Raw genomic sequence first — 26248 nt, 5'->3', positions numbered from 1 at the left:
CGTGAACAAGCAGCCTCACTGTTTGAACGGTATCCTCCTGCCGATCTGCCCACGCTGCTAAAGTTAATCCAGCATGGTTCTTCCTTTCGTCCGCGAGCTCCTCGCCGACCTGGAGCATTCTGAAGCTTTTGAGCGTGTACGCCGCCACCTCAGCGGAGGCACGGGGCGCAGACGTGTCTCTGGACTCACCTTTACCGCCCGCGCCCTCTACCTTCCCTTTTTCGTTCGTGCCGCTCAGGCCCCTTGCGTCATCGTCGTCGCCGACAACAAAGCAGCCGAAGCCCTTCATGCCGCAGTCGTCAGTGCTTGCGAGTTCACCGGCGCCCTCCAGTCCGAATCCGTCCTTCGCCTCCCTGCTCACGATGTCCTTCCTTTCGAAAATCTCTCGCCCCATCCCGAGATTCAGGAGACACGCGCCGACACGCTCTGGAAGATAGCCACCGGCCAAGCCAAACTCGTCATTGCACCAGTAGAAGCCGCGTGCATGAAGCTGTTCCCGCGCGACTACTACCGCGCCCTCACTCTCCACCTCAAAGTCGGCGAAGAGTACATGCCCGACATGCTAGTCGAGCATCTGCTATCCGTCGGCTACACCAAAGTCGACGTCGTCGAGATGCCCGGGCAGGTCACCCTCCGCGGCGGCATCCTCGACGTCTACTCGCCAGAGATGGATCGGCCCATCCGCATCGACTTCTTCGGGGATGAGATCGAGTCTATCCGCCGCTTCGATCCCGACACCCAGCGCTCCGCCTCTACCCTTGACAACGCCTTGCTCCTGCCTCTTACGGAAACCCCAGTTACGGAAAAGATCCTCTCCGCGATCAACGCCCGTCTCACCCGTGCAGGCACCGCAGGCGCAACACTTGAAGGCGGCGAGGAGCCAGCCGAGCTCCTCACACACGTCAGCAGCCGCACCGGGGAGGCCACCATCTTCCCCGGCTGGGAGTTCTTCGCCCCCGTGGCCGGAGCCAACCTCACTCTCCTCGACCTCATTAGCGCATCAAGCCTCACGGCACCACGGGTTCTCCTCGAAGAGCCCGCCATGATAAAAAATCAAGGCGAGCGCTGGTGGAACAAGATTGAGCAGCGTCACGAGCGTTCCGGCATCGGCAACCTCGTCAGACCCGAGGATATCTACCTCTCCCCCTGGGATCTCGACGATCGCCTCCACAAGTTCTCCGGCATCGAGCTAGACCAGCTCGGCGCAGTCGATATCCTCGACGCCGACCGCAGCGACCTCTCCGAAGTCGACTTCGCCACTCGCCCGACCATGCGCTTCCACGGCTCCATTCCAGCGCTCATCGACAATCTCAACTCGCTCATCAAGCAGGAAGCTCGCATCTTCCTGACGGCCCCTAATCAGGGCGAAGTAGAGCGCCTCGCCGGTCTCCTGCAGGAGTACCAGATCCCGTACCGCCTCGGCTCACGCAACGAAGCCCCTGGCAGCTCTACCGTCTACACCGAGTCCAGTTACCTCGGTGGCAATACCATCGATCTACGCACCCCAGTTATCGTCAAGACACCCATCGCCGCCGGGGTCCAAATCCTCGACCTCCGCGATTCGCAAGCCAAAGCCACCGCAAGCCAGCTGGTCATCTTCGGGGCACAGGACCTCACCGATGATGCTGACGTCACAACCCGGCCCGTCCGTCGTGGCAAATCCAAAGCCGCTGCCTTCATCTCAGACTTCCGGGACCTCGCCGTAGGCGATTACGTCGTCCACGTCGAACACGGCATCGCGCAGTATTGCGGCCTCCGTGTCATCGAGGAGAACGATCAGCCGCCACTCGAGCTAATGATCCTCGAGTTCGCGGACGAAGCGAAACTCTACGTCCCGCTCACTCGCCTCGACCTCATCCAGAAGTACCGCTCCAGCGAAAGCGGCCCAGCGCCCGAGCTCAACAAACTCGGCTCCCAAGCCTGGCAAAAGACCAAAGCCCGTGTAAAGAAGGCAATGGCCGACATGACCGCAGAGCTGCTCAAGCTCTATGCGCAACGTCAGGCCGCCGTTGGCACACCCTTCTCGCCCGACACCAATATGCAGCATGAGTTCGAAGACGCCTTCGACTTCAACGAGACCGATGACCAGCTCACCGCCATCGCCGACATCAAGGCCGACATGGAGTCCACTCGCCCCATGGATCGCCTCCTCTGCGGCGACGTCGGCTATGGAAAGACTGAAGTAGCCATGCGCGCCGCCTTCAAGGCCGTACAAGACGGGAAACAGGTCGCGGTGCTCACGCCGACAACCGTGCTCAGCTTCCAGCACTATGAATCCTTTAAAAAACGGTTCGCCAACTTCCCTGTCAATATCGAGATGATCTCTCGCTTCCGCACCGCTAAAGAGAAAAAGATCATCCTCGAAAAAGCCGAAGCCGGAAAGATCGACATCCTCATTGGCACCCACGCGGTTCTCTCCAAAGACCTGAAGTTCCAAGACCTTGGTTTGCTCATCGTCGACGAAGAGCAGCGCTTCGGTGTTCGCCACAAAGAACGCCTTAAGCAGATGCGCGCCGCCATTGACGTGCTCTCCATGTCCGCCACGCCTATCCCTCGCACCCTGCATATGTCGCTCATCGGCCTTCGCGATATGTCAGTCATTGAGACTCCCCCCAAAGACCGCATGGCTATCCAGACCATCGTGGCTAAGTTCGATGAAAAACTAATCCGCACCGCAGTCGAGATGGAGCTAGAGCGCGGCGGGCAAGTTTACTTCGTCCACAACCGCGTAGAAACTATCTACGACCTCGCATCCAAGATTCGCGAGCTGGTGCCGCAGGCGCGCATCGTCATTGGCCACGGCCAACTTCCCGAGGCCGAGCTCGAGCGCGTCATGCTCGCCTTCATGAACCACGAGTACGACGTCCTCGTCGCCACCTCCATCATCGAAAACGGCCTCGACATTCCGCTGGCCAACACCATCATCATCAACCGCGCCGACCGCCACGGGCTCAGCGAGCTCTACCAGCTACGCGGCCGCGTGGGCCGCAGCAACCGCCGCGCCTATTCGTATTTGCTTATTCCGCCCGACACGGAATTAACCGAGATTGCCCGCCGTCGTCTGGCCGCGCTCAAGGAGTTCTCCGACCTCGGAGCAGGCTTCAAGATCGCCGCGCTCGACCTGGAACTACGCGGTGCAGGCAACATGCTTGGCGGTGAGCAGTCCGGTCACATCGAAGCCATCGGCTTTGAGATGTACACCACCATGCTCGAAGAGGCTGTGCGCAAGATGAAGGGCGAAGAAGAGAAGCCAGCGCATGCCAATACCGTTATCAACCTCGGCATCTCCGTCCGCATCGATTCGGACTACATTGCTGAAGAGAATCAACGTCTTCGCATGTACAAGCGCATTGCGGGCGCCGAGACGCAGGCCGATCTTACCGATGTGCGCGCTGAACTACAGGACCGCTACGGCACGCCACCGGAGACTGTCCTTAACTTGTTGGCAGCGGGGGAGATACGCCTGCATTGCGAACAGCTTGGCATATCGCAGCTGGACCGCAAACGTACGCAGGTGGAACTGCCTAGTCCCAACGGGAATAAGAAGCAGTCCATCAAGGCTTTCGTCGAGATGCTGCATGTCAAATTTGCCGCGGTGAATGCTGATGCCGTTACGCTTGCACAGGCTCCTATCGATCCTGGCACACTGATGAAGCTGGTCAGCCGCAACTCCAAGCGGGGCGCGCAGTTTACGCCGCAGGGAACGCTCCGCTGGCCGCTGCCCTCGGCTAAGGCAGAGGAGGTTCTGGCTGAGACGCGCGCGCTGCTCGACGCTCTCGATGTTCCTCGCCCCAACTAATTTCTCTTTTCGTTTTCCTGGAAGGATATTTTTGGGGTGTGGTGGATGGCGATTTTGCAGGGGTTTTTTGCAAAATCAGGTAGCTTCGCCATGGTTTTTCGCTGGTGTAAACGTGGTGGATTGCGTGGCTGATGTGGTGCCGGAGCAACCACTTTTCGAGGCCTGAAAAAAGTGACATCCTTTCTAACTTTATTTTGAGATGGCGGATTTTTGTCGAGCTTCCCGGGAGAGAGAATGTCAATTGCCGCGCCTGTAAGACACGCCTGTTAGTCCCCCTTGCCGGCAATCCCATAAGGTTTTGTCTCCAGCATGCAAACTTTTGGTCTTTTTGTGGGTTTTAGCAGAAGAATGCAGGATCGGGCCCGTCTCAGAGGAAGAAGAAAGGGGATCACGCATGCATCACCCCATTCAAATCGGAAAGATCAGTATCACCTTCCTGCAGAGCCGCCACGAGACCGGCGGAGCGTTCGACCTGTTCGAGCTCATCGTCCCGCCTAATGCCTTTCTCAATGTGCCGCACCTGCACCGCGACTACGATGAGACGATCTTCGGCCTCAACGGCATCGCCACGTGGACGATCGACGGGACGCAGGTCCAGGTGCATCCGGGTCAACAGCTCGAGATTCCGCGGGGCACGGTCCACTCTTATACGAACCTACACAGTGGTGCCGCCCGCATGATGTGCCTGCTCACGCCGGGTCTTGTCGGGCCCGAGTACTTCCGCGAACTGGCTACCGCACTCAATGCAGAGGGCCCTCCGGATATCGTGGGCATCAGCCAGGTGATGGCCCGCTATGGCGTAACTCCGTCCGGGTAGGCTGATGGAGACGGCAACTGCAGGTGTAGCAGCGACTGCGGATCACTACGGATAACAACAAAGGACATGCAACGGCAACTGCAACTGCAACTGCAGATCCCTACGGGATGACAACAAAAGAACGGGCAACGGCAACGGCCGCAGCAACGATAACTGCAACCGCAACCGCAGATCCCTACGGGATGACAACAAAAGGACAGGCAACGGCAACAGCCGCAGCAACTGCAACTGCAACTGCAACTGCAACTGCAACTGCAACTGCAACTGCAACTGCAACTGCAACTGCAACTGCAACTGTAGATCTCTATGGGACGACAGTAAAAGGACAGGTAAACTTTACAGTTTGTCTGCATATATGACATATTGATTGAGTGAGCAATCGAAAGTTATCTTCGCAGAGAAATCTCGCTTCGACACTTGCTGCCGAGATTCGTGCGACATCCCGCAAGCTGAAGCTGCGCTTACGCGAGCATGGCGGGCGCAGCGATCTTACACAGTCCCAAGTCTCTGTCGTTCTTCGACTGGAAAAGGATGGCCCGGCTACGGTTTCAAGCCTGGCGCGAGTGGAAGGCATGCGCCCCCAGTCCATGAGCGCTGTGGTGATGCCACTGCAGGAGACTGGCCTGGTCCGTGGTGCGCCTGACCCAGACGACGGGCGCCAAACCCTGATGTCTCTCACGCCCAAATGCCTGAAGTGGCTTGAGGAGGGCAGGGCCGCGAGACAGGACTGGCTCACTACAACCATTTCGCAGAGGCTCTCTGCCGGCGAGCAGGAAAAGCTTGTGGAAGCGCTGGAGTTGCTGAGGCGGCTTGCTGAAGATTAGCTCGCCCCTGCTTGTGACCGACTTTGATTTTTATACAAGGAGAAGAATTCAATGCCGCTTACTGCACTTGATCCCACCACCGCGTTGATTGTCATTGACCTGCAGAGGGGGATAGCCGATCAGAAGCTCCTTCATCCTATTGGCGAGATCGTTGACCGGACGCGGGAGCTGCTGGATGTCTTCCGCGCAAAGAACCTTCCCGTGGTGCTGGTGAATGTGACGGGGCGTGCACCGGGCCGCACGGAACAGGGTCCGCGCGGCAACCTCTCGTTTTCCGAGGGATGGGCAGACCTTCTGCCGCAGCTGGATCAGCAACCGAGCGATATTGTCATCACGAAACGAAGCTGGGGCGCATTCGCAACGACAGATCTTGAGCGCCAACTGAAGGCGCTAGGCGTTACCCAGGTTGTTGTGACTGGAGTGGCAACATCGGTTGGCGTTGAGGCGACCGCCCGCCAGGCCTACGAGCAGGGATTCCATGTGACCCTTGCACTCGATGCGATGACCGATCTTCGGGAGGAGGCGCACGAGTACAGCATCAGGAGCGTCTTCCCTCGCCTCGGCGAGACTGGATCTACGCAGGAGATCATCGCGCTGCTGGAGAGTTCGTTGGGAAGAAAGAGCGCAACACTATGAATTGGCCTTGGCTTGTGTCGTATTTTTTCGGGGCAGTTTTTGCGGTAAACGCCATCCCTCACTTTGTCTCCGGCATGATGGGACGCGCCTTTCAAAGTCCCTTTGCAAAACCGCCCGGTGAAGGGCTCTCCTCCGCGACGGTCAACGTTGTCTGGGGATTCTTCAACGCGGTGGTTGGATACCTGCTGGTCGCGCGCGTCGGTGCTTTCGATTTGCGGGCTACGAGCCACACTCTTGCGTTTGGCCTGGGAGCGCTGCTTATCAGCATCTTTTCTGCGCGTCACTTCGGCCAGTTTCATGGGGGCAACGCGCCGGAACGCACATGAAGAACCATGTGGCCGGTACTTTTCGCTCCCTGAGAAGCTTCAACTTCCGCTTGTGGACGGCAGGCTCTCTGGTGTCGAACGTCGGGACGTGGATGCAGCGCGTCGCGCAAGACTGGCTCGTGCTGACTCAGTTGACGCATCATGACGCGTCGGCGCTGGGTATCGTGATGGGCCTGCAGTTCGCACCGCAGCTTCTGTTCCTGCCCTGGACGGGCTCGGCAGCAGACCGGCTGAATCAGCGCAAGCTCCTGATGCTGACCCAGGCTTCCATGGGAGTGCTTGCGCTTGCCCTGGGAGCTCTTACGGTTGCAGGAATCGTCCGGCTGTGGCACGTGTACGTGTTCGCCTTCCTGTCCGGCTCTGCCGCCGCGCTGGATGCCCCTGTGAGACAGACCTTCGTTGCGGAGATGGTGGGCGATGCGGATCTCTCTAATGCCGTCGCATTGAACTCAACTTCCTTCAATGCTGCACAGATGATCGGTCCCGCAGTTGCTGGCCTTCTTATCGCAAAGGTCGGCATTGGATGGGCCTTTCTTCTGAATGGGTTTTCGTTCGGAGCGGTCCTCCTCTCGATGTCTTTCTTCCGCCTTACCGAACTGCATGCGAGCGCCAGAGCGCATCGCACGACGGCTGGATTTCTCAAGGGTTTCCGTTACGTGTGGAGAGAGCCGGATCTCAGGGCGATCCTGATCATGCTGTTTCTGATCGGCACCTTCGGGCTGAATACTCCAATCTTTATCGCGACTATGGCCGTGAACGTCTTTCACTCCGACGCGCGTGGCTTCGGCTTGCTCTCCTCCATCATGGCAGTGGGGACTCTGTCAGGAGCGTTGTTTGCTGCCGGCCGGAAGAGACCAAGCTTAGCGTCGCTGTCGATAGGAGCCGGTGTCTTCGGGCTGGGCTGTACGCTTGCCGCACTCGCGCCGGGATACTGGTGGTTTGCGGCTGCTCTCGCGGTCAGCGGCGCAGCTGTACTGACCTTCACCAACGGCACGAACAGCATCATGCAGCTCTCGACAGAACCTTCGATGCGCGGCAGGGTGATGGCTCTCCGAGTCGGCATTGCACTTGGTGGAATGACGATTGGCGCTCCGATCGTTGGCTGGGTTGCCAACCACTTTGGCCCGCGCTGGTCGCTCGCTGTGGGTGCCGGGGCAGGCTTTACCGCTGCGCTGGTCGCAGTCTATATTCTGGCCCGCCGAAGAGAGCTGCGTTTCGCGAGTAGCTAGTTCGTCGATGCCGGCTTGAGGAAGTAATTCGAACAGGCTCTGGGCGGCGAGTTTCGTACAGCAAATTTGCTGCAGGTTGCCGTAGACTCATTAGCAATGTCAATGAGACGCCCGTTCCTTTCGACTCTCCTGCTTGTAACGTTCCTCCTCTCACCGGGGCCTGTGGCTCACGGCCAGCGCGTCTCTGCCGATGGCGGCGGCCAGACGTTCAACTATGTGGCGGACCAGTACTTCTCCGATGTTTACTTTCACTTCGGGCCGACCAACGGCACCGCGAACGGTCTACACCAGTACGACACCCAGCTGGAGGACTACTCCGCAGGGAACATCCAAAGACAGGTTGCCGCTCTTCATGCGTATGAGAAGAAGGTTGAGGGCATCGATCCGTCGGCCCTGGATGCCTCGGTTGCCGCCGACCGGCAGATTCTGCTGAACAGCATCCGCAGCACGCTGCTGACGCTTGAGGTGATACGCCCGTGGGAGAAGAACCCGGACAACTACTCCTCCGGCATCACCAGCGCTGCGTTCGTGATTATGGAGCGGCCTTACGCGCCTGCCGATGTTCGTCTGAAGGCTCTGGTGGAGCGCGAGAAGCAGATGCCGCAGGCTCTGCAGGAGGCGCGTAAGAACCTGAAGAATCCTCCCCATATCTATACCGAGATTGCGCTGGAGCAGATCGGCGGCGACGTCAGCTTCTTCCAGAACGACGTTCCGTCTGCGTTCACCGACGCAACGGATGCAGGCACGAAGGCTGCCTTTGCGAAGTCGAACGCTGCCGTGATCGAAGCGCTTCAGTCCTACGGGGCGTGGCTCAAGTCGGACCTGCTGCCGCGCTCGAACGGCGACTTCAAGTTCGGCGCTGAGACGTTTGCGAAGAAGCTGAGCTATGACGAGATGGTGGATACACCGCTCGACCGCCTGCTTGAGATCGCCTATGCGGATCTGCACAAGAACCAGGCCGAGTTTGCCCGGGTGGCGAAGGAAGTGGACCCGAGCAAGACTCCGCAGGAGGTTCTGGCTGAGCTGGCGACGATTCATCCTGCGCCCGACAAGCTGCTGAGCACCTTCAACGATACGTTTGCAAGCCTGATCGAGTTCATCAACACGCACCACATCATCACGATCCCCTCGAAGGTCGAGCCGACGCTCGAAGAGACACCGCCGTTTGAGCGTGCTACGACCTCGGCCTCGATGGACCCTCCGGGCCCGTTCGAGACCCACTCCACCAAGGCGTACTTCAATGTGACGCTGCCTGAAAAAGACTGGACGCCGGAGCACATCGCCGAGCATATGGCGGAGTTCAATGTCGGTACGATCATCAGCACGAGCGTGCATGAGGCTTACCCCGGCCACTACATTCAGTTCCTGTGGACCCCGCAGTTTCCTTCGACCGTTCGCAAGGTTCTTGGAGCGAACACGAATATCGAAGGCTGGGCACATTACACCGAGCAGATGATGCTGGACCAGGGCTACGGCCAACCGGGCACAGGCGCGAAGGATGAGCGCGAGGCGAAGCTGATTCGCCTGGGCCAGATTCAGGATGCGCTGCTGCGCGATGCGCGCTTCGTCAACTCCATCAAGCTTCACACGGGCCAGTTCACCTTCGACCAGGCGGTGAACTTCTTCGTCACCGATGGGTACCAGTCTCACTCGGTGGGCCTGGTTGAGACCAAGCGCGGCACTGCCGATGCGACGTATCTGTACTACACGCTGGGTAAGCTGGAGATCATGAAGCTGCGCGCCGATATGATGAAGAAAGAGGGTGCAGCCTTCAATCTGCAGACCTTCCACGACAACTTTATGAGGCAGGGATTTGCCCCGATCAAGGTTGTACGGAAGGCCATGCTTCATGACGACTCGCCGGTGCTGTAGCGGCTCAATATATGCGGCAGGCGACATGGTCAGCCTAATCGTTCGCCGCAGAGGCTGAGCCGTTTTACCCGACCCGATTGGGTCATGCAATTTTTGATGCTGCCCTGCTAGCATTTCCAGTAACCGTGTTTGCATCAAAGGAGTTGATGACCGAAACCATGACTCGCCAGAAGATTCGTAAAGCAGTCTTTCCTGCCGCAGGTATGGGCACGCGCTTCCTTCCCGCCACCAAGGCCACCCCCAAAGAGATGCTCTGCCTCGTCGACAAGCCTTTGATTCAGTACGGCGTGGAGGAGGCCGTCGCGGCTGGATGCACCGAGATCATCATCGTGACTGGACGGGGCAAGTCCACGATGGAGGACCACTTCGACTCCAGCCCAGAGCTTGAAGCCTCGCTTGCGGCGAAGAATAAGACCGCGCTGCTGGAAGTTGCGCGTTCGGTCTCGAAGCTGGCCAAGATCACGTATACGCGGCAGCCTGCGCCGCTGGGACTGGGCCATGCCGTGCTAATGGCGAAGGAGCTCGTTGGCGATGAGCCGTTCGCCGTTCTGCTTCCGGACGACATTGTGGATGCCGCCATTCCGTGCATGAGGCAGATGGTGGAGGCCTTCAACGAGACGCAGGCGATAAACGGAGAGATGTCGAGCATTCTTGGCTCCGAGGTTGTCGAAGGCGCGGCTATCCAGAACTATGGCTGTCTCGACTGCACGCCTGATCCGAAGAATCCGCGTCTGCTGGCCGTGAAAAACATGGTCGAAAAGCCGAAACCTGAAGACGCGCCCTCGCAGAACGCCATCATCGGCCGCTACATCCTTACGCCTCGTATCTTCGACATGCTGGAGCACATTACGCCCGGCGCGGGAGGCGAGCTGCAACTTACCGACGGCATCAAGGCGCTGCTGCAATATGAGAAGGTTTACGGCTTCGTCTACGAGGGCAAGCGGCACGACGCCGGCGATAAACAGGGCTTTCTGCGGGCTACCGTCGAGTTTGCGCTTAAGAATAAGGAACTTGGGCCTTCGTTTCGCGAGTGGCTGAAGGCTTTTCCGATCTAGAACTAAGCCGCAGCATTCTGCCGGCCTCACGTCAGGAGTTTGACGTGAGGTTTTAGTTGCGTTCTCTCCTGCGCGACGGTCAGCTTGCCCGTTGCCGGCATGCCATAGAGAAAGATCAGCTTCATCGCATCCTGCTCCTACCTTAACCGTCTTTGGGGTCAGTATATTTAGTTTCCCTTTTGGGAAACAGTATCAGGACGTCATAAACTCGAGGCTGGCTTCGTGCATCTCAGACAACAAAAACGAAAATTTACTGGAGAAGACATGTCCGACAAAGCAAGTGCATCACCCGCCATCACGCGCGAAAAGCTCATCGATCTACTCAACGAAGATCTCTCTCGCGAGTACCAGGCGATCATCGCCTATGTGAACTACTCGCAGGTACTGAAGGGCGCGCAGTACATGAACATCGCCGACGAGCTCGCCGTCCACGCGGCCGAGGAGCTGGCCCACGCCATCGCGATCGCAAATCATGTGGACTATCTCGGCGGCATGCCTTCAGTTGTTCCCAAGCCGGTCAAGACCTCCGAGAAGGCCGAGGAGATGCTTCGCTTCGATCTCGAAAATGAGCGTGAGACGATTGCCAACTACCGCCGCCGCGTGAAGCAGTGCGACGAACTGAACGAGTTCGCCATCGGCGAGTCGATTCGCGAGATTCTGATGCAGGAGCAGGATCACCTTACCGCTCTTGCCACGGCGCTGGGCATCGACCCACCCAATCCCGGCATTGCCGACTAACTTCTGACCGCAAAAGCAACGGCGCCGAATCGTCTGATCCGGCGCCATTGCTTTTTGCGAATTACGAAGTCTTTATTTTCCGAGCTTCAGGTCGATGAAAAATTGATTCTTGTTGTCGAATGAGCTGATCGTCTTCACCGCGCTCTTTTTCCCGTTGTTCTCAGCCCAGATCTCGTAGTCGGTGTTTTGCGCGAGTTGTCCGAAGCGATATTCGCCTTGCTCATCAGAGAAGTAACTCTTGACGGAGAGGCTGTGGTCGTCCTTGAGATAGACGATGGCACCCTTCACAATCGTCCCCCCGGTATCGGTGACCTTGCCTTGAACCACGCGCTGGACAGGGCCACGCTGCTCCGCAAGCGCAGAGACAGACGATACTGCTCCGGAGAGTATCAGCATCGAGCAAGAGGCCAGAATGACCTTCCCGGCAAATGAACGGAACAAAAGATCAGTGCGCTTCATAGCTTTCAGTATACGGCTATCTCCATCCAGATCCGCCGTTACTCGTCTTCCTCGTCGCCGGCGTGGGTTGTGTCTTCGTCGTCATAGCCCGCCTCGTCGACGGCTGCCAGCTCCAGCGGATCGACCGAAACTACTTCAAGGTCGATGCCGCACTCGTCGCACTGCAGGGTCTCACCCTCTTCCACTTCATCCGGGTCCACGACAATCGGGTTATCGCACTCAGGACAAACAACAGCCATGATCTTGCCTCCAGGGTCTTTGGGTCCGCTCGCCCGTCTATTAGGATTACAGGGAACATCCCCGCGGGCGCCCTTGCTATTTATTTAGCGACCGTCCCGCCCATTCGTCAAGCATACGATCTATGCAGCACTTCGGTTTTTTGCACAAGGAGAATATTTTCGTGACCGCTGTCTCTCTCGTCCCTACACGACTGCATCGGATGATCTTTCCTTCTCGTACGGTTGCTGCGGCCAGCTTGCTCGCCTGCAGCCTGCTGTACGCCCAGCAGCCGCTTACCACCGGCAGACCGATCACACCTGCACCGGCAGACCCTGCAATCGCCGCCGCGCTGCAGCAGGTCTCACCCGACCAGATCAAAGCGACCATCACGAAGCTGGTCTCGTTCAACAATCGCAGCACGCTCTCCAGCATGGATACCGACCTTGCGCCGAACACCGGCGTCAACGCGGCCGCCGACTGGATCGAATCCGAGTTCAAAGCCATCTCCGCCGCCTGCGGCAACTGCCTCGAGGTCAAACGCGACACCTTCATCGAGCCTGCCAGTACGGCACCCTACGCCCGGATCACGAAGCCAACCAGAATCAGCAACGTCTACGCCATCCTTCGCGGGACGGACCCGGCCCAGGCTGCGCGCATGGTCCTTGTCACGGGTCACTATGACTCTCGCAACTCGAAGAACGAAAACTCCCACGACGCAGCACCCGGCGCCAACGACGATGCCAGTGGAGTCGCGGTCTCGCTTGCATCGGCTCGCGTCCTGTCGAAGCTGAAGTTCCCCAGCACGATCGTCTTTGTCGCAGTAGCGGGCGAGGAGCAAGGCCTCAACGGGAGCGCTCATCTTGCTAAAGTGGCGAAAGAAGAGCACTGGCAGCTGGAAGCAGTGCTCAACAACGATATCGTCGGCGGAGATACGACTCCCGGCAATACTACCCCGCCGAATATCCCCGACAAGACCACGGTCCGTGTCTTCTCCGAGGGCATCCCGGCCAACGCCACGCCTGAGCAGATTCACGCGATTCAGAGCCTCGGCGCGGAGGGCGACTCCCCCTCCCGCGAACTGGCCCGCACGATTGTCGAGGTCGACTCCACCTATTTCCATCCCGGCTCGCAGCGCCTTTCGGCGGGTACGCCTGCCAATCGGCCACACAACATGGCTATGCGGATGATCCCGGCGTTCCACCCGGTGCTGATCTTCCGCCGCGACCGCTTTCTGCGTGGCGGGGATCACACGAGCTTCAACCAGGAGGGCTTCGCTGCGGTTCGATTTACCGAGTGGGCCGAGAACTTCGACCACCAGCACCAGGATATTCGGGTTGAGAATGGCGTTCAGTTCGGCGACATGCTGCAGTACGTGGACTTCAACTACGTTGCGAATGTTGCGCGGCTCAACGCTGCAACGCTCGCTACACTGGCCTCGGCGCCCGGCGAGCCGCAGAACGTCCGCATTCTTACCGCCGCGCTGGACAACAACTCGGAGCTCACCTGGCAGGCACCTGCCGGTGCACCTGCCAGCACCACCTACGAGGTGGTCTGGCGTGAGACCGACCAGCCGGTGTGGACTGACTCTGCCAGTGCCGGGGCAGCGCTTAGCCTCAAGCTTGCTATCTCCAAGGACAATGTCGTCTTCGGCGTGCGCTCGGTTGATCCTGCTGGGCATCGCAGCGTGGCTGTTCTTCCTACGCCTGAGCGCGGGCCGCGGCAGGCTGCTCCGACTCCGGGTAAGCCTGCTAATTAGCAATGCTGTCCTGCCGGACGGGCCCACTTCGCGTGGAGCGGCCACTTCGTGGCGCGTGTACCTTGTTGCGGCGGAATGATGGGTATGGTTCCTCCCGTTGGTGGGCGATGATGCTCGACTTACGGGAGGAGAACCTATCGCTTCGAAGACAGCCTATGATGGAATGAGAAAGCACCCATGCCCCGTTCAGGCCCCATCTCGCTCAGCCTTCCAGCCTTCGGCGGCGCCACCCGCAAGCTCATCCTTGCGAATGTCGGCGTCTTCTTCGGCCTGTTGCTTCTGCGCTGGCTCGCTCCGCAGTTCCAGGCAGTCCTGCTAGCGCATCTGATCCTCGAGCCCCTGGCCGTCGCACATGGCGAGATCTGGCAGCTGCTTACGTACTCCTTCGTCGAACAGGGCATCCTCGGCATTCTGTTCGGTATGCTGACCCTGTGGTTCACGGGTTCGCTGCTTGAACCGTCGTTTGGCGGGCGCTGGCTGACGGAGCTCTACCTGACCTCGGTGATCGGCGGCGCGATCGTGGCCTCGGCGATCTCCTTTACCCACATCCTTGGCCTGCGTCCCGATGTCGTCGCTGCAGGAGCGTGGTCGGGCATCTTCGGCATGATGATCGCCATTGCGATGATCTTCGGCGACCAGGAGTTTCTGCTCTGGTTTGTCCTTCGCATCAAGGCCAAGTACATGGTCGCGATCTACATCCTTATCGCGGTCGCGATCCTGCTGAAACAGGCCGACAGCTTCAACGCGCTCATCCAGCTCTCGGGCGCGCTCTGCGGCTTTCTCTTCGTCAAGTTCGCTCCGCGCCGCGGCCTTGCGTTTGCTGCCTCTGAGCAGTACTTCGGCGTCCGCAACCGCTACTACCGATGGAAGCGACGCCGTGCCGCCCGCAAGTTCGAGGTCTACATGCGCAAGCAGAACCGCGAGGTCCACTTCGATAAGGACGGGCGTTATGTTGACCCAGACGAACTTCGGAAGAATCCTAACGACAAGCGCTGGATGAACTAACGGTTCTGCCAGAAGCTTGAATCTACCGTTTTCGCAGGCGCAGACTCTGCCAGCTTCCATCCACGGTCCATCCGCCATCGATGGCCAGTGCCTGCCCATTGATGAAGCCGCTCTGCTCGGGGTCGGCGAGAAACAGAATCGCCCGCGCGATATCTTCCGGAGCCGCGAACCGCCCCATCGGATTCACGCCCTCAATGTCGGCATCGGTATAGCCGCCGCCCGCCTGGTCGGCGACGTCCATCTCCGTCTTCACCCAGCCTGGACATACGGCGTTGCAGCGTACGCCGCGACCACCCCACTCCGCCGCAAGGGTTCGGGTGAGACCGATGAGCCCATGCTTCGAGGCGTTGTAGGCGGACCTGTCACTGATTCCGACCAGACCCGCGATGGATGCCACATTGACGATGCTTCCGCTTCCCTGCTCGAGCATCATTGCGCCAAAGGCCTTCGATAGCAGGAATGGAGCAACCAGGTTTACGGCAAGAACTCTCAGAAATGCTCCTCCTTCGACCGTCTCGGCCGGCGCGATGAAGCTGATGCCGGCGTTGTTCACGAGCACATCCGCGCGCCCCCACCGCGAGCGGACCGCCTCCGCCGCCCTGGCCACGACGGTCTCCTGGGAGATATCACCGAGTATCTCTGCAGCTTCGACGCCCTGCGCTGTTACCGCCGCCAGCGTCTCCGAACAACCCTGCAGGTCCATCAGCAGCAGAGCATATCCCGCTCCAGCGAGAATCTCTGCTGTTTTACGTCCGATCCCCTGTGCCGCCCCGGTAACAATCGCAACTTTCATGCCTCCGAGGGTATCGCACTGGCGGGTTCTCGTATGATTGGACTTATGGGTCCAATCTCTGATTTGGAGAGGATCGGGCCCTGGCGTCGAGAAAAAGTCGCTCTTCTCTCGTTGACCCCCCTCAAGGAACGCGATACACTCATTAAGTTTGGCGCTGCAGCCCATGTGTCTGATATCAAGTCAGGGGTTGCAGGGACGACAGGCTTAGGCCCGGCGGTCACTGTGGAAACAGACTGCGATGGCTTGACCGGTTGGCTTACTGTAGTGCTCCTGTATGCGCCCATGCAGCACAATCTATCTTTGAAGAAAGCGGTCGGCTTCCTTTAGACCGCTTGAGGTTCTAGTCATGTACGCAGTCATCCGCACCGGCGGCAAACAGTATCTGGTCTCTCCTGGCGAGAAGTTGAAGATTGAAACCACCGCCCACGAGAACGGCAACATCGAGTTCTCCGACGTCCTTGCTGTCAGCGGCGAAGCGGGCAAGTTCGAGTCCGACCTTTCGGGCGCCAAGGTTCTGGCGTCTGTCGTCGGCGAAGGCCGTGGCGAAAAGATTCTCGTCTTCAAGCTGAAGCGCAAGAAGCAGTACAAGAAGATGCAGGGCCACCGCCAGAACTTCGTTGAGGTCAAGATCAACGAGATCCTGGTCAACGGCAAGAGCTTCAAGGAAGCGTAAGACTAGACTTCCCGGCAAAGAGTTTGGTTTTAGATTTTCAAGATTCAGTGAGCGCACAGGCCCAGAGGGCAGCGCGAAAGAGGCAATCGAATGGCACATAAAAAAGGTTTAGGTTCTTCTAAAAACGGCCGCGACTCAAACGCGCAGCGGCTTGGAGTCAAGGTATTCGGCGGTCAGACGATCCTCGGCGGCGGCATCATTGTCCGTCAGCGTGGAACTCCGCTGAAGCCCGGCGCCAACGTCGGTCGCGGCAAGGACGACACCCTCTTCGCGAAGGTCAACGGCATCGTCCGCTTCCAGGACAAAGGGCAGCAGGGCCGCTTCGTCAACGTCGACCCAGCCGAGCTGACTTCAGTACCCGTCTAAGCCTCACAGTCGGCACAAAGATATCCGATTCACGCTAAAAGACCCTGCCTTGGCAGGGTCTTTCGCGTTGAGAGGCGTGTATACGTGTTTGTTTCAATACCCAGAGATCTGCTGATTCTTCCAACAAAGTCCATAGAGGTCCCACCCTTCGCAAGTGAGGGATTAGAGGCTGGGTTCGCCGACTAGACTCTGGAAGCAGCGAGCAGCTCTACGCTGGGCGCGACGTGCTCTCCGAGTGAGCCGGAGACCATCTCCGAAGTGGCAGCCGCAGTGACCAGCGCGCCGGTGGTAGGCGCTCGCTTGGCCTGGAAGCACTGCCTGCAGAGCACCGGGCGCCCCTGGGTGGGCTTGAACGGCACCGTGGTTTCAATCCCGCACTCGGAGCACTCAGTACGAGTCTCTGTACGTGACAGGCCAGCCGCAGCAGGGCCCGTGCCGGTCTTGAGACCGATGCCGGAGCGCTTCGACTTGCAGGGCTTGCATCGCTTCGGGTCGTTCTTGAATTGCTTGTCGAAGAAAAAGAGTTGTTCCCCGGCGGTGAAGATAAACTCGCCGCCACAGTCTGCGCAGGTTAATAGCCGATCCAGAAATTCCATGCCGCTTCTCCCGTCCGATGGAAAGGAAGACACCCAAGGGGCCTCATTCTGGCGACACCACAAGGGAGTTTACCTTTACTGATGACCATTGCTTTTGAAGATTTGAAGGGGCCCGAAACTGCGATTTCGTGGAATTTGATTCGATGTGCCGGTCAATGTGAGTCGCTGACCAGACTCTCTCTGCCGGGGCTAGAGGGCGGCGGGAGTCCACCTCTAGCGATTATGGCGGCCGTCTCTCTCAGACTCTACGAGAGAGGAGGAGACGGCCAGCCATGGTTTTGGAGCTCCGACTAATCCTGCTCCTTACGGACCTTCTTGCGATTGCGCTTGCGAGCAAGTGCTTCTTTCACACGCTTCTTTTCACCCGGTTTCAGATAAAAAGAGTGACGCTTGACTTCCTTGATAATGTCTTCTGTCTGCACCTTGCGCTTGAAGCGCCGCAGGGCATTCTCAAGGGGTTCGCCTTCTTGTACTCGAACCTCTGCCAAGAAAAATACACCTCCAACCAGTCCCAATGGGGATACATTCCAGAATACGCGCTTTTTCAAGGAAAAACACATAAATCGTTGGTAATTGTGGGGCGAGTATTGCCCAGATCTGCAACCTGAAAGCTTTTGCAGGCCAAGCGTAAAATCTCTTCTATGATTCGGTCCTTTCAAGGAATAAACCCGGTAATTTTTTCCGGTTGCTACATCGATCCGTCGGCGCAGGTGATCGGCGATGTCAGCCTGGGCGAGCAGTCCAGCGTCTGGATGAACGCGGTTCTGCGGGGCGACGTCAACTCGATCCGCATTGGAGCGCGGAGCAACATTCAGGATTGCGCTGTGCTCCATGGCATGCGCCATCTTTACCCGGTGATCGTCGGCGAGATGGTGACGATCGGCCACAATGCGACGGTGCATGGGTGCGTGCTGGAAGATGCTGTTCTGGTCGGCATCGGCGCGACCATCCTGAACAATGCGCGGATCGGGGAGGGCTCGATCATCGCTGCGGGTGCGGTGATTCCTGAACAGATGGTGATTCCGCCGAACTCCCTAGTAGCGGGTGTACCGGGCAAGATTCGGCGGACGCTTGGGGATGACGACCGGGCGCTCATTTTGAAGTACGCGCAGAACTATCTGGACTACACGGCGATCTATCTCGCAGAGACAGCGGGAGCGTAAAGCGATTTGTTTTCGCTACACTGGTGATGATGGCTACTTTGAAGGCAGTACGTGGGACCCGGGATCTGTTACCTCCGGAGACAGCGCTTTGGAACTATGTGGAAGCAACGGCTAGAGCCGTCTTTGCGCGCTATGGGTTTGGGGAGATTCGTACGCCGATCTTCGAGGATACGGCGCTGTTTGCGCGCGGTGTTGGGGAGGAGACCGACATCGTCTCCAAGGAGATGTACACGTGGGAAGACCGCACACGAGCCGATAGCGATAGTGCGCAGAGCCTGACGCTGCGGCCGGAGAATACGGCTGGAGTTGTGCGTGCTTACATCGAACACAAGCTTGCGGATACAGGCATGCTGCAGAAGCTTTTCTACATCGGGCCACAGTTCCGGCGCGAGCGGCCGCAGCGCGGAAGGTATCGCCAGTTCTGGCAGATTGGTGCAGAGGTGCTTGGACCGGCGTGGTCGGGCGCGGATAGTTCGCTTCGCGATGCCGAGGTGTTGGAGATGCTTTCGACCTTCCTGAACGAGGTTGGGGTGAAGGGATGGAAGCTCGAGGTGAACTCGGTTGGCTCCTCGACCGATCGCCCCAGGTACATCGCTGCGTTGCGTGAGGCTTTGGCTCCGGTGAAGAGCCGGATGAGCGCGGATAACCAGCGCAGGGCGGAGACGAATCCTTTGCGAGTGCTGGACTCGAAGGAGCCGGGCGATCAGGAGATCATCGACGGCCTGCCGAAGATAGCGGACTTTCTGGATGATGCGAGCAAGGAGCATTTTGCGCAGGTGCTGGCGGCGCTCGATGCGTGTGGTGTGGCTTACACCGTAAATCCTCGGCTGGTGCGTGGTTTGGACTACTACACCCGCACGACTTTTGAGTTTACGGTGCCGGATGGAAGCGGATTGGGGACGCAGAACGCTCTGCTTGGTGGCGGCCGGTATGACGGACTGTCTGAGATGCTGAGCGGACCGAAGGCTCCAGGGATTGGATTTGCGATCGGGGAAGACCGGCTGATCCTGACCTTGCAGGCGCAGGCAGCTGCTGCCGTGGAGAAGAAACTCGATGCGTTTGTTGCGCCGATGGGAATGGGACAGAATGCCGCGGCGCTGGCACTGGCGCAAGAGCTTCGCCGCGCGGGGCTGGCGGTTGAGGTCGGCGATGGAAGCTTCCGCCTGAAGAAGTCTTTCGAAGCTGCGGATAAGCTGGCGCGGCGGATGGTGATCGTAGGCGAAGATGAGGTTTCGTCGGGTATTCTGACGGTTAAAGACTTTAGTGCTGGCGAGCAGACGAAGGTTGCTCGAACTGAGCTTGTGGGTTTTCTGCGAGCTTGAGCTTGCTGCCCGCGCGTCGTGCAACTGCGAATTGAAAGTGAATGAGATCATGCTGGATTTTTTAGGAAGTTTGCAGCGGACCCACATGTGTGGCGAGCTTCGCGTGGAGCAGGACGGACAACCGGTGATCCTGATGGGATGGGTGAACCGTCGGCGGGACCATGGCAATCTGATCTTTCTCGACGTGCGTGACCGGAGCGGGATTACACAGGTTGTGCTCGATAAAGAGATCTCCGGCGAGGCGCATGCGAAGGCTGAGGCTGCGCGGTCGGAGTACGTGGTCGCGGTGAAGGGGAAGGTGCGGCGGCGCGGTGCGGGGCTCGACAACCCCAATATGCCGACGGGCGCGATTGAAGTGGTTGCGCAGGAGCTGCTACTGCTGAACGAGTCGAAGACGCCACCGTTTTCGCCTGCGGAAGATGCGATCGCGAATGAAGAGGTACGGCTGAAGTATCGCTATCTCGATCTGCGACGGCCTCCGATGCAGCATAACTTCGAGCTGCGCAGCAAGGTTGCGATGGCGATTCGCAACTACCTTGTGGACCAGGGCTTTCTTGAGATTGAAACTCCCTTCATGACGCGGTCTACGCCTGAAGGGGCGCGGGATTATCTGGTTCCAAGCCGGGTGCATGCGGGCAGCTTCTATGCGCTGCCGCAGTCGCCGCAGATCTTCAAGCAGATCCTGATGATCTCGGGTTTCGATAAGTACTTTCAGATTGCACGCTGCTTCCGCGATGAAGATCTGCGGGCGGACCGTCAGCCAGAGTTTACCCAGATCGATCTTGAGATGAGCTTTCCCCAGCAGGAGAAGGTCTTTCGCGTGGTCGAAGGATTTTTGACGGCGGCGTTCAAGACGGCTTCGATCTCGCTGACAACCCCGTTTGTGCAGATGACCTACGACGATGCGATTCGCAGCTATGGGATTGACAAGCCGGATATGCGGCTGCCGGCGATGGTGTCGCTGACTGAGGTGCTGACTCCCGAGCTGCGCGAGTCACTGAAGATTGAGAAGGAGCTGCCGGTGCTTGGGTTCGCGATTCCCAAGGGGGGTACGCTGAGCGGGACGCAGAAGCGTGCGCTGGTGGATGAGATTCGCGCTACGTTTGGGGATTGCGGTCTGGACTTCCTGGATGTGGCACGGCTCAAAACGAACGAGGCGTTTGCTCCGCTAGCTTTGGCGATTGAAGCGAAGCTCTCTGAGGAGCAGACTCGCTTTGAAGGTGCACCGACTCAGGTCGATGCCGGCGATCTTGTGATCGTCGTAACTCCGAAGATTGGAACGCCTGCGAAGTGGAACCATGATCCGCAGTGGATTTATAAGCGGGTAGGTGCGTTGCGGTTGCAGCTTGCCGCGAAGTTTGCCGACAAGCATGGACGGTTTACGAAGACCGGTACCGAGGCTGACTACAAGTTTCTGTGGGTGACCGATTTTCCGATGTATGAGTGGGATGAAGAGACGAAGGTCTGGAACGCGGCGCATCATCCGTTTACCTCTCCTCACGAAGAGGACATCAAGTCGGGCAAGCTGACCAACGATAAGGGCGCCGTAAGGGCTCTGGCCTACGACATCGTGCTGAACGGAACGGAGCTGGGTTCGGGGTCGATTCGTATTCACCGGCAGGATGTGCAGGCGGAGATCTTCCGCTCGCTGGGCATGAGCGATGCTGAGGCGAAGGAGCGGTTTGGGTTCTTCCTCGATGCGCTGGAGTACGGCACGCCTCCGCATGGCGGCATTGCGCTAGGGCTGGACCGCATCGTGATGATTCTGGCTGGAGCGACGAGCCTGCGTGAGGTGATCGCATTCCCGAAGACCGCGAAGGCGATTGACCTGATGGTTGATGCTCCTACGCCTGTGAGCGAGCAGCAGATGCGTGAGCTTTCGCTGCGGACGACGACGCGGAGTTAGTGGTTGGCGTGGCCAGCGCTGCTCTGATGGCGCTGGCGCTTCTGGTTCAGGCGGCGAGAGCCAGAGTTTGAATGTGCAGGTGTTCGAGCCAGAGCGCGAGGTCCAGCTTGCGGGTGGTGAGGTCGCGGGTGGCGATGAGGCTGAGAATGGCGTCCTGAAGATCCGAGGTGAGTTCCGCAAAGGAGTAGCCGGTGCGGGTGCGGGTGATAGTTTCAAGCTCGTCGAGTCCGAGGTGGTAGTCGAAGGCGATGGGGGGCGGAGGGGCGTCCGGTTCGGCGTTGCCAGCGCTGGTTGCGAGGCAGGCATCGAGGCGGGAGGCGGCATAGTGGGAGCCAGGATAGGACAGAAGCAGGGTGATGGCCTGCAGGGTCGCGAACTGGGCGAGGGTCAGGTTCTGGGGGACATAAAGGGTACCGTTATCGACGAGGCGCTTCAGCCAAACGGTGGGGGATGGGTCTGTGGTGCGGCGCAACGGAGTTACAGTCAACTTTTCGGCATTGATAGCCACGATACGACTCTCCTGTTGATTCGGGCACTGCATATCAAGACGTCCCTCGCTATTGATTGGACTCTGGGAAGGCGAGGAAAACTCGGAAAATGAGCACGGGGTTCTCCCCCAAAGGTGGGATACAAAACGAAGCATAGTTGTGAGGGATGTGAATAAGAGGACAGTAACTGCGGCGCAGGTGAAAATAAGAGTGAGAAAGATTTTATGGAGATGCGATGACGTTGGGAGTGGAAGATTCGGTGCGGGTTCGCGTGATGAAGTTGCACCCTGAGGCGCAGTTGCCGCGGTATGCACACGTTGGTGAGTTTGGAGATCTGGCAGCGGATCTTTATGCGGTGGTGGCGGCAACACTCGATGCGGGAGCGACGATGGCAGTCGCTACAGGTGTGGCGATGGAGTTTCCGGCTACGCATGGGGCATTGGTGGAGGACCGGTCGGGGCTGGCGATGCGTGGGATTACAACGCTGGCTGGAGTAATCGATCCGGGGTATCGCGGGGAGATCAAGGTGGTGATGACTAACCTGAGCACTGCGGCGGTAGAGATCAAGGCCGGGGACCGCATTGCCCAGCTAAGGATTGTGAGGAAGATCGAGGCGGAGTTCGAAGAGGTGCGGGAACTGAGGGAAGCTCCTCGAGGAATAAAGGGGTTTGGGAGTACGGGGAGTTAGGTTTGCGGCGTATGCTTTCGGCTACTGGTTTTGAGTCCGCGGGAGGTGTTATGGGTGGAGCTTCGCAGTGGCCTGAGTTGGCGTGGGGTGATTGGTCGGCGACTGCGGATACGCTGCACATGTGGACGCAGATTGTGGGTAAGACACGGCTCGCGCTGACTCCGCTGCAGAACCACTGGTGGAATGTGCCTTTGTATGTGACGGCGCGTGGTCTGGGCACCTCTGCGATGAATTACGGTGACGATGTGCTCGATATCGAGTTCGACTTTGTGGCACATCAGCTGCACCTGCGGATGGGAACGGGCGGAACGCAGGTGATGAAGCTGAAGCCGCGAACGGTAGCCGATTTTTACAAGGAATATCTCGGTTGCCTGGAGGCGCTTGGGGTTTCGGTGAAGATTATTCCGATGCCGGTGGAGGTGGCCAATCCGGTGCGGTTCGATATCGATACGGAGCACAAGTCGTACGACGCGAAGTATGTGCATCGGTTCTGGCAGGTGCTGGTGCAGGCGGAGAAGGTGTTTCGTGCCTGGGGAACGGGATTCCTGGGGAAGGTGAGCCCAGTGCACTTTTTCTGGGGAAGCTTCGATCTGGCGGTGACTCGGTTTTCTGGACGGCTTGCGCCGTCGAGACCGGGCGCGGACATGATTCAACGGGAGGCCTACTCGCATGAAGTAATCTCGGCGGGGTTCTGGCCGGGGAACGGTGGTTATGGCGCGGCGGCGTTCTACTGCTATGCGGCGCCGGTACCGGGTGGGCTGTCGGAGGCGACGATTCGGCCTGATGAGGCGGGATGGGATAAGGCTTTGGGGGAGTTTGTGTTTAAGTACGACGCAGTGCGGGCGCTGGCGGCTCCGGAAAAGGCTCTGATGGAGTTTCTGGAGAGCGCATATGGGGCGGCTGCGGATGTGGCGAAGTGGGATCGGGCGACGCTGGAGCGGCGGTAAGGTGCAGCAGGGGGCTTAGCGTGCGACAATCTTAATAGCGAGCCATGCCAAATCTGCAAGCCCAGCAAGCCAAAGCCCCCTCCCCAGCCACCATTACTCCGGCGCTGCTCAAGCAGCACAGTATCACTCCGGAGGAGTACAGCCGCATTGAAGCTGCGCTTGGACGCACCCCTTCCCTGACTGAGTTAGGGATTTTTTCTGTGATGTGGTCGGAGCACTGCTCCTACAAGTCTTCGCGCGTGCATCTGAAGCGACTGCCGACAACGGGGGAGCGCAAGACCGGACCCGGCAGCGTGGTACAGGGGCCAGGGGAGAATGCCGGAATCATCGATGTGGGCGATGGGTGGGCTTGCGCCTTCAAGATCGAGAGCCATAATCATCCGAGCTATATCGAGCCGTATCAAGGTGCGGCTACGGGCGTGGGCGGGATTCTACGAGATATTTTTACGATGAATGCGCGGCCGCTGGCGGTGATGGATTCGCTGCGATTTGGCCCGTTGGATGAAGCTGAGCCCGACGAGACGCTGCGGCGAAGAAACCACCAGATCGCGACCGGCGTGGTGCATGGCGTGGCTGGGTATGGGAACTGCTTTGGTGTTCCGAATGTTGGCGGAGAGACGCGGTTTGAGACTTGCTATTCGGGTAATCCTCTGCTGAATGCGTTTGCGCTGGGGCTGGTGCGCAGCGATGAGATTTTCTATGCCAAGGCAACAGGCGTTGGCAATCCGGTGATTTATGTAGGCGCGAAGACCGGGCGGGATGGGATTCACGGAGCCACGATGGCGTCCGAAGAGTTTACCGAAGGCTCGGAACAGAAGCGCCCGAATGTGCAGATGGGCGATCCGTTTCTGGAGAAGCTATTGCTGGAGGCGTGTCTCGAGGCGATGGCCACAGGCGCGGTGCTCGGGATTCAGGATATGGGTGCGGCCGGTTTGACCTGCTCGACGTGTGAGATGGGTGGGCGTGGAGATCTTGGCCTGACGGTAGAGCTGGATCTGGTGCCGCAGCGCGAGACGGGGATGTCGAGTTACGAGATTATGTTGTCGGAGAGCCAGGAGCGCATGCTGCTGGTGGCTGATAAGCCACGCGCCCAAGAGGTTCTGGATGTGTTCGCAAAGTGGGGGCTGGACGCTTCCATCGTCGGGGTGGTGACAGAGAAGCCAAACATGGTGATTACCCAGCATGGCGAACTGATGGCGGATATCCCGAACAGGAGTTTGACCGACGATGCTCCGCTATACCACCGGCCTGTGGGAGTGTGGAAGGCACCGGTACCGCTGGATCCTCCGGCGCATGTGCTGGAAGAGCTGAAGAGGCCGCGAGACTATACGACCGATCTGAAGAAGCTGCTGGCAAGCGCGAATATCTGCGACAAGCGATGGGTGTTCGAGCAGTATGACTCGATGGTGCAGACAAATACGGTTCAGGGTCCTGGCGGCGAGGCTGGCGTGATTCGCATCAAGGGAACCGGCAAGACTTCGGGTGCTGCGCATCATCGCGGTCTGCTGGGAAAGCTGGCTGATCTGGTGGCCTCGTCGACACCGAAGGGTGAGGCGACGCTTGCAACCGATAGCGTGGATGCTACGAATCCAGTGGTCGATCCAGATGCTTCGCATGAGTTTGCGCATGCGGAGAAGGGTGATCGAGGATTGGCGATGGCGCTGGCAGGAAATGGACGATGGACGTATCTCGATCCGAAGCTTGGCGCGATGCATGCGGTGGCTGAGGCGGCGCGAAAGGTCGCTTGTACTGGTGCGACGCCGGTGTCTGCGACGAACTGCCTTAACTTTGGGAATCCTGAGAAACCGGAGATCATGGCTCAGCTTGCTCAGGCGATTGATGGAATTGCAGAGGCTTGTATCGCGCTGGGCACGCCGGTGACCGGAGGCAATGTCTCGCTCTATAACGAGACCAAAGGCGAAGGGATCTATCCGACGCCTGTGCTTGGGATTGTTGGCATTATCGAGGATTCGACAAAGGCTGTTCCTGCGGCCTTTCGCGCGGCTGGGGATGCGGTGCTCTTTCTTTCCGCGTTTCAGGGCCGAGGACGCAAGATTGAACAGGAGTTCGGCTCGACCGAGTATGCGAAGACAGTGATGCACGAGCTGTGGGGTGCGCCGCCGGTGCTTGATCTGAAGGAAGAGGCAGCTTTGCATAAGGCGCTTGCAGCACTTTCGGCCGCAGGTTTGCTGGCATCAGCTACGGACATCTCAGACGGCGGTTCGCTGGTCGCGCTGGCAAAGGCCTGCTTCCCCAGGGACCTGGGAGTGAAGATATCCATGAACGTCTCCGAGATGGAGCCGTTTGCGTTGAAGGAGCGATTCTTCAGCGAGATTGGTTCTTCGGTGATCGTGACGGCAGACGGTGAGCAGGTTGAAGCGATTCGGAAGGTACTCGCCGATCATACCGAGATGTGGCTGGCCCCGCTGGGCGAGGTGACTGCAGGCAACTTCGAGATGGTGATCAATGGACAGAAGGTGATCGATGAACCGATTGCTTCGCTCAAGGGATCATGGACGGGCGCACTGGAAGAGCAGTTGGCCGCGGAGGTGGTGACGGCATGAACGATCT

Annotated in this window: 27 protein-coding genes; 20 read left to right on the top strand and 7 right to left on the bottom strand. The window is 58.7% G+C overall.

What is annotated here, in order from left to right; translation table 11 throughout:
- The first annotated feature begins 73 nt into the window (after positions 1-73).
- From mfd to galU, 9 genes are all read left to right on the top strand, one after another.
- On the top strand, positions 74-3799 hold the full coding sequence (gene mfd, locus GSQ94_RS05935; RefSeq protein ID WP_158942420.1) for a transcription-repair coupling factor: 3726 nt from the start codon (positions 74-76) through the stop codon (positions 3797-3799).
- A 394-nt stretch (positions 3800-4193) separates the two neighbouring features.
- Positions 4194-4616, top strand: a complete 423-nt coding sequence (locus GSQ94_RS05930; protein WP_158942419.1) for a cupin domain-containing protein — start codon at positions 4194-4196, stop codon at positions 4614-4616.
- Positions 4617-4723: 107 nt separating this feature from the next.
- The gene (locus GSQ94_RS05925) at positions 4724-4975 is read left to right on the top strand and encodes a hypothetical protein (RefSeq protein WP_158942417.1); all 252 of its coding nucleotides are present in this window, start codon (positions 4724-4726) and stop codon (positions 4973-4975) included.
- 12 nt (positions 4976-4987) lie between these two features.
- The gene (locus GSQ94_RS05920) at positions 4988-5440 is read left to right on the top strand and encodes a MarR family winged helix-turn-helix transcriptional regulator (protein WP_158942415.1); all 453 of its coding nucleotides are present in this window, start codon (positions 4988-4990) and stop codon (positions 5438-5440) included.
- A 51-nt stretch (positions 5441-5491) separates the two neighbouring features.
- The gene (locus GSQ94_RS05915) at positions 5492-6076 is read left to right on the top strand and encodes an isochorismatase family protein (RefSeq protein WP_158942413.1); all 585 of its coding nucleotides are present in this window, start codon (positions 5492-5494) and stop codon (positions 6074-6076) included.
- A complete protein-coding gene (locus GSQ94_RS05910) occupies positions 6073-6402 on the top strand; it encodes a hypothetical protein (protein WP_158942411.1) in 330 nt (109 codons plus the stop codon). Before GSQ94_RS05915 ends, GSQ94_RS05910 begins: the two co-directional genes overlap by 4 nt.
- Positions 6399-7631, top strand: a complete 1233-nt coding sequence (locus tag GSQ94_RS05905; RefSeq protein WP_158942409.1) for an MFS transporter — start codon at positions 6399-6401, stop codon at positions 7629-7631. Before GSQ94_RS05910 ends, GSQ94_RS05905 begins: the two co-directional genes overlap by 4 nt.
- Positions 7632-7733: 102 nt before the next feature.
- Positions 7734-9503 (top strand): DUF885 domain-containing protein, encoded by a 1770-nt coding sequence (locus GSQ94_RS05900; protein ID WP_158942551.1) that lies wholly within the window; start codon positions 7734-7736, stop codon positions 9501-9503.
- A gap of 158 nt (positions 9504-9661) precedes the next feature.
- Entirely contained in the window at positions 9662-10558 is an 897-nt protein-coding gene (gene galU / locus GSQ94_RS05895) for a UTP--glucose-1-phosphate uridylyltransferase GalU (protein WP_158942549.1), read from the top strand.
- Between the two features lie 26 nt (positions 10559-10584).
- On the opposite strand, the gene GSQ94_RS21065 is transcribed toward galU, so the two are convergent.
- Positions 10585-10683: an AAA family ATPase gene (locus tag GSQ94_RS21065; protein WP_216843018.1), complete on the bottom strand. Its 99-nt coding sequence runs from the start codon at positions 10681-10683 to the stop codon at positions 10585-10587.
- Between the two features lie 139 nt (positions 10684-10822).
- On the opposite strand from GSQ94_RS21065, the gene GSQ94_RS05890 reads away from it, so the two are divergent.
- Positions 10823-11296: a bacterioferritin gene (locus tag GSQ94_RS05890; RefSeq protein WP_158942407.1), complete on the top strand. Its 474-nt coding sequence runs from the start codon at positions 10823-10825 to the stop codon at positions 11294-11296.
- A gap of 72 nt (positions 11297-11368) precedes the next feature.
- Here the strand turns inward: GSQ94_RS05890 and GSQ94_RS05885 are convergent, their stop codons facing one another.
- A complete protein-coding gene (locus tag GSQ94_RS05885) occupies positions 11369-11755 on the bottom strand; it encodes a carboxypeptidase-like regulatory domain-containing protein (protein ID WP_158942406.1) in 387 nt (128 codons plus the stop codon).
- Between the two features lie 38 nt (positions 11756-11793).
- The gene (locus GSQ94_RS05880) at positions 11794-11994 is read right to left on the bottom strand and encodes a hypothetical protein (protein ID WP_158942404.1); all 201 of its coding nucleotides are present in this window, start codon (positions 11992-11994) and stop codon (positions 11794-11796) included.
- Positions 11995-12155: 161 nt separating this feature from the next.
- On the opposite strand from GSQ94_RS05880, the gene GSQ94_RS05875 reads away from it, so the two are divergent.
- Together GSQ94_RS05875 and GSQ94_RS05870 are read left to right on the top strand one after the other, a co-directional pair.
- Complete coding sequence (locus GSQ94_RS05875) at positions 12156-13730, top strand: M20/M25/M40 family metallo-hydrolase (RefSeq protein ID WP_371417450.1); 1575 nt, start codon at positions 12156-12158, stop codon at positions 13728-13730.
- 177 nt (positions 13731-13907) lie between these two features.
- Complete coding sequence (locus GSQ94_RS05870; protein ID WP_158942402.1) at positions 13908-14735, top strand: rhomboid family intramembrane serine protease; 828 nt, start codon at positions 13908-13910, stop codon at positions 14733-14735.
- 22 nt (positions 14736-14757) lie between these two features.
- Here GSQ94_RS05870 and GSQ94_RS05865 read toward each other — a convergent pair whose 3' ends face one another.
- Positions 14758-15528, bottom strand: coding sequence for an SDR family NAD(P)-dependent oxidoreductase (locus GSQ94_RS05865; RefSeq protein WP_158942401.1), 771 nt, complete (start codon positions 15526-15528; stop codon positions 14758-14760).
- Between the two features lie 346 nt (positions 15529-15874).
- On the opposite strand from GSQ94_RS05865, the gene rplU reads away from it, so the two are divergent.
- Both rplU and rpmA read left to right on the top strand, forming a co-directional pair.
- Positions 15875-16201, top strand: coding sequence for a 50S ribosomal protein L21 (gene rplU, locus GSQ94_RS05860; protein WP_158942400.1), 327 nt, complete (start codon positions 15875-15877; stop codon positions 16199-16201).
- Between the two features lie 90 nt (positions 16202-16291).
- Positions 16292-16567, top strand: a complete 276-nt coding sequence (rpmA, locus tag GSQ94_RS05855; RefSeq protein ID WP_158942398.1) for a 50S ribosomal protein L27 — start codon at positions 16292-16294, stop codon at positions 16565-16567.
- A 182-nt stretch (positions 16568-16749) separates the two neighbouring features.
- On the opposite strand, the gene GSQ94_RS05850 is transcribed toward rpmA, so the two are convergent.
- Entirely contained in the window at positions 16750-17163 is a 414-nt protein-coding gene (locus tag GSQ94_RS05850) for a zinc-ribbon domain containing protein (protein WP_158942396.1), read from the bottom strand.
- A gap of 290 nt (positions 17164-17453) precedes the next feature.
- The gene (gene rpsU, locus GSQ94_RS05845; protein WP_014267628.1) at positions 17454-17651 is read right to left on the bottom strand and encodes a 30S ribosomal protein S21; all 198 of its coding nucleotides are present in this window, start codon (positions 17649-17651) and stop codon (positions 17454-17456) included.
- A gap of 153 nt (positions 17652-17804) precedes the next feature.
- Here rpsU and GSQ94_RS05840 point away from each other — a divergent pair, with 153 nt between their 5' ends.
- Genes GSQ94_RS05840 through aspS form a run of 3 tightly spaced genes read left to right on the top strand, consistent with a single transcriptional unit; the run spans position 17805 to position 21554 of the window.
- Positions 17805-18326 (top strand): gamma carbonic anhydrase family protein, encoded by a 522-nt coding sequence (locus tag GSQ94_RS05840; RefSeq protein ID WP_158942394.1) that lies wholly within the window; start codon positions 17805-17807, stop codon positions 18324-18326.
- Between the two features lie 29 nt (positions 18327-18355).
- The gene (gene hisS / locus GSQ94_RS05835) at positions 18356-19648 is read left to right on the top strand and encodes a histidine--tRNA ligase (RefSeq protein ID WP_158942392.1); all 1293 of its coding nucleotides are present in this window, start codon (positions 18356-18358) and stop codon (positions 19646-19648) included.
- Positions 19649-19697: 49 nt separating this feature from the next.
- Positions 19698-21554 (top strand): aspartate--tRNA ligase, encoded by a 1857-nt coding sequence (aspS, locus tag GSQ94_RS05830; protein WP_158942390.1) that lies wholly within the window; start codon positions 19698-19700, stop codon positions 21552-21554.
- Positions 21555-21600: 46 nt separating this feature from the next.
- Here the strand turns inward: aspS and GSQ94_RS05825 are convergent, their stop codons facing one another.
- Positions 21601-22062 (bottom strand): hypothetical protein, encoded by a 462-nt coding sequence (locus tag GSQ94_RS05825; protein ID WP_158942388.1) that lies wholly within the window; start codon positions 22060-22062, stop codon positions 21601-21603.
- Between the two features lie 215 nt (positions 22063-22277).
- On the opposite strand from GSQ94_RS05825, the gene dut reads away from it, so the two are divergent.
- Genes dut through purL form a run of 3 tightly spaced genes read left to right on the top strand, consistent with a single transcriptional unit; the run spans position 22278 to position 26241 of the window.
- Complete coding sequence (dut, locus tag GSQ94_RS05820) at positions 22278-22730, top strand: dUTP diphosphatase (protein WP_158942386.1); 453 nt, start codon at positions 22278-22280, stop codon at positions 22728-22730.
- Between the two features lie 50 nt (positions 22731-22780).
- Positions 22781-23677 carry a DUF5996 family protein gene (locus GSQ94_RS05815; RefSeq protein WP_158942385.1) on the top strand — a complete coding sequence of 299 codons (897 nt, stop codon included), beginning with the start codon at positions 22781-22783 and terminating at the stop codon, positions 23675-23677.
- A gap of 44 nt (positions 23678-23721) precedes the next feature.
- Positions 23722-26241, top strand: a complete 2520-nt coding sequence (gene purL, locus GSQ94_RS05810) for a phosphoribosylformylglycinamidine synthase subunit PurL (protein ID WP_158942383.1) — start codon at positions 23722-23724, stop codon at positions 26239-26241.
- The last annotated feature ends 7 nt before the right edge of the window (positions 26242-26248 follow it).

This window comes from Granulicella sp. S190 (genome assembly GCF_009766095.1).
Taxonomy (GTDB): Bacteria; Acidobacteriota; Terriglobia; order Terriglobales; family Acidobacteriaceae; genus Edaphobacter.
The sequence above is the reverse complement of the archived record's forward strand: the minus strand, read 5'-3'. Positions and strand labels throughout refer to the sequence as shown.

Bases quoted from the DNA above. Each gene is read 5' to 3' on its own strand.
- rpmA (WP_158942398.1), top strand. From the start codon at position 16,292: ATGGCACATAAAAAAGGTTTAGGTTCTTCTAAAAACGGCCGCGACTCA.
- hisS (WP_158942392.1), top strand. From the start codon at position 18,356: ATGGCTACTTTGAAGGCAGTACGTGGGACCCGGGATCTGTTACCTCCG.
- GSQ94_RS05840 (WP_158942394.1), top strand. From the start codon at position 17,805: ATGATTCGGTCCTTTCAAGGAATAAACCCGGTAATTTTTTCCGGTTGC.
- aspS (WP_158942390.1), top strand. From the start codon at position 19,698: ATGCTGGATTTTTTAGGAAGTTTGCAGCGGACCCACATGTGTGGCGAG.
- GSQ94_RS05890 (WP_158942407.1), top strand. From the start codon at position 10,823: ATGTCCGACAAAGCAAGTGCATCACCCGCCATCACGCGCGAAAAGCTC.
- GSQ94_RS05930 (WP_158942419.1), top strand. From the start codon at position 4,194: ATGCATCACCCCATTCAAATCGGAAAGATCAGTATCACCTTCCTGCAG.
- GSQ94_RS05925 (WP_158942417.1), top strand. From the start codon at position 4,724: ATGACAACAAAAGAACGGGCAACGGCAACGGCCGCAGCAACGATAACT.
- galU (WP_158942549.1), top strand. From the start codon at position 9,662: ATGACTCGCCAGAAGATTCGTAAAGCAGTCTTTCCTGCCGCAGGTATG.
- GSQ94_RS21065 (WP_216843018.1), bottom strand. From the start codon at position 10,683: ATGAAGCTGATCTTTCTCTATGGCATGCCGGCAACGGGCAAGCTGACC.
- GSQ94_RS05865 (WP_158942401.1), bottom strand. From the start codon at position 15,528: ATGAAAGTTGCGATTGTTACCGGGGCGGCACAGGGGATCGGACGTAAA.
- GSQ94_RS05915 (WP_158942413.1), top strand. From the start codon at position 5,492: ATGCCGCTTACTGCACTTGATCCCACCACCGCGTTGATTGTCATTGAC.
- GSQ94_RS05905 (WP_158942409.1), top strand. From the start codon at position 6,399: ATGAAGAACCATGTGGCCGGTACTTTTCGCTCCCTGAGAAGCTTCAAC.
- mfd (WP_158942420.1), top strand. From the start codon at position 74: ATGGTTCTTCCTTTCGTCCGCGAGCTCCTCGCCGACCTGGAGCATTCT.
- purL (WP_158942383.1), top strand. From the start codon at position 23,722: ATGCCAAATCTGCAAGCCCAGCAAGCCAAAGCCCCCTCCCCAGCCACC.
- dut (WP_158942386.1), top strand. From the start codon at position 22,278: ATGACGTTGGGAGTGGAAGATTCGGTGCGGGTTCGCGTGATGAAGTTG.
- rplU (WP_158942400.1), top strand. From the start codon at position 15,875: ATGTACGCAGTCATCCGCACCGGCGGCAAACAGTATCTGGTCTCTCCT.
- GSQ94_RS05900 (WP_158942551.1), top strand. From the start codon at position 7,734: ATGAGACGCCCGTTCCTTTCGACTCTCCTGCTTGTAACGTTCCTCCTC.
- GSQ94_RS05885 (WP_158942406.1), bottom strand. From the start codon at position 11,755: ATGAAGCGCACTGATCTTTTGTTCCGTTCATTTGCCGGGAAGGTCATT.
- GSQ94_RS05850 (WP_158942396.1), bottom strand. From the start codon at position 17,163: ATGGAATTTCTGGATCGGCTATTAACCTGCGCAGACTGTGGCGGCGAG.
- GSQ94_RS05880 (WP_158942404.1), bottom strand. From the start codon at position 11,994: ATGGCTGTTGTTTGTCCTGAGTGCGATAACCCGATTGTCGTGGACCCG.
- GSQ94_RS05910 (WP_158942411.1), top strand. From the start codon at position 6,073: ATGAATTGGCCTTGGCTTGTGTCGTATTTTTTCGGGGCAGTTTTTGCG.
- GSQ94_RS05870 (WP_158942402.1), top strand. From the start codon at position 13,908: ATGCCCCGTTCAGGCCCCATCTCGCTCAGCCTTCCAGCCTTCGGCGGC.
- GSQ94_RS05815 (WP_158942385.1), top strand. From the start codon at position 22,781: ATGGGTGGAGCTTCGCAGTGGCCTGAGTTGGCGTGGGGTGATTGGTCG.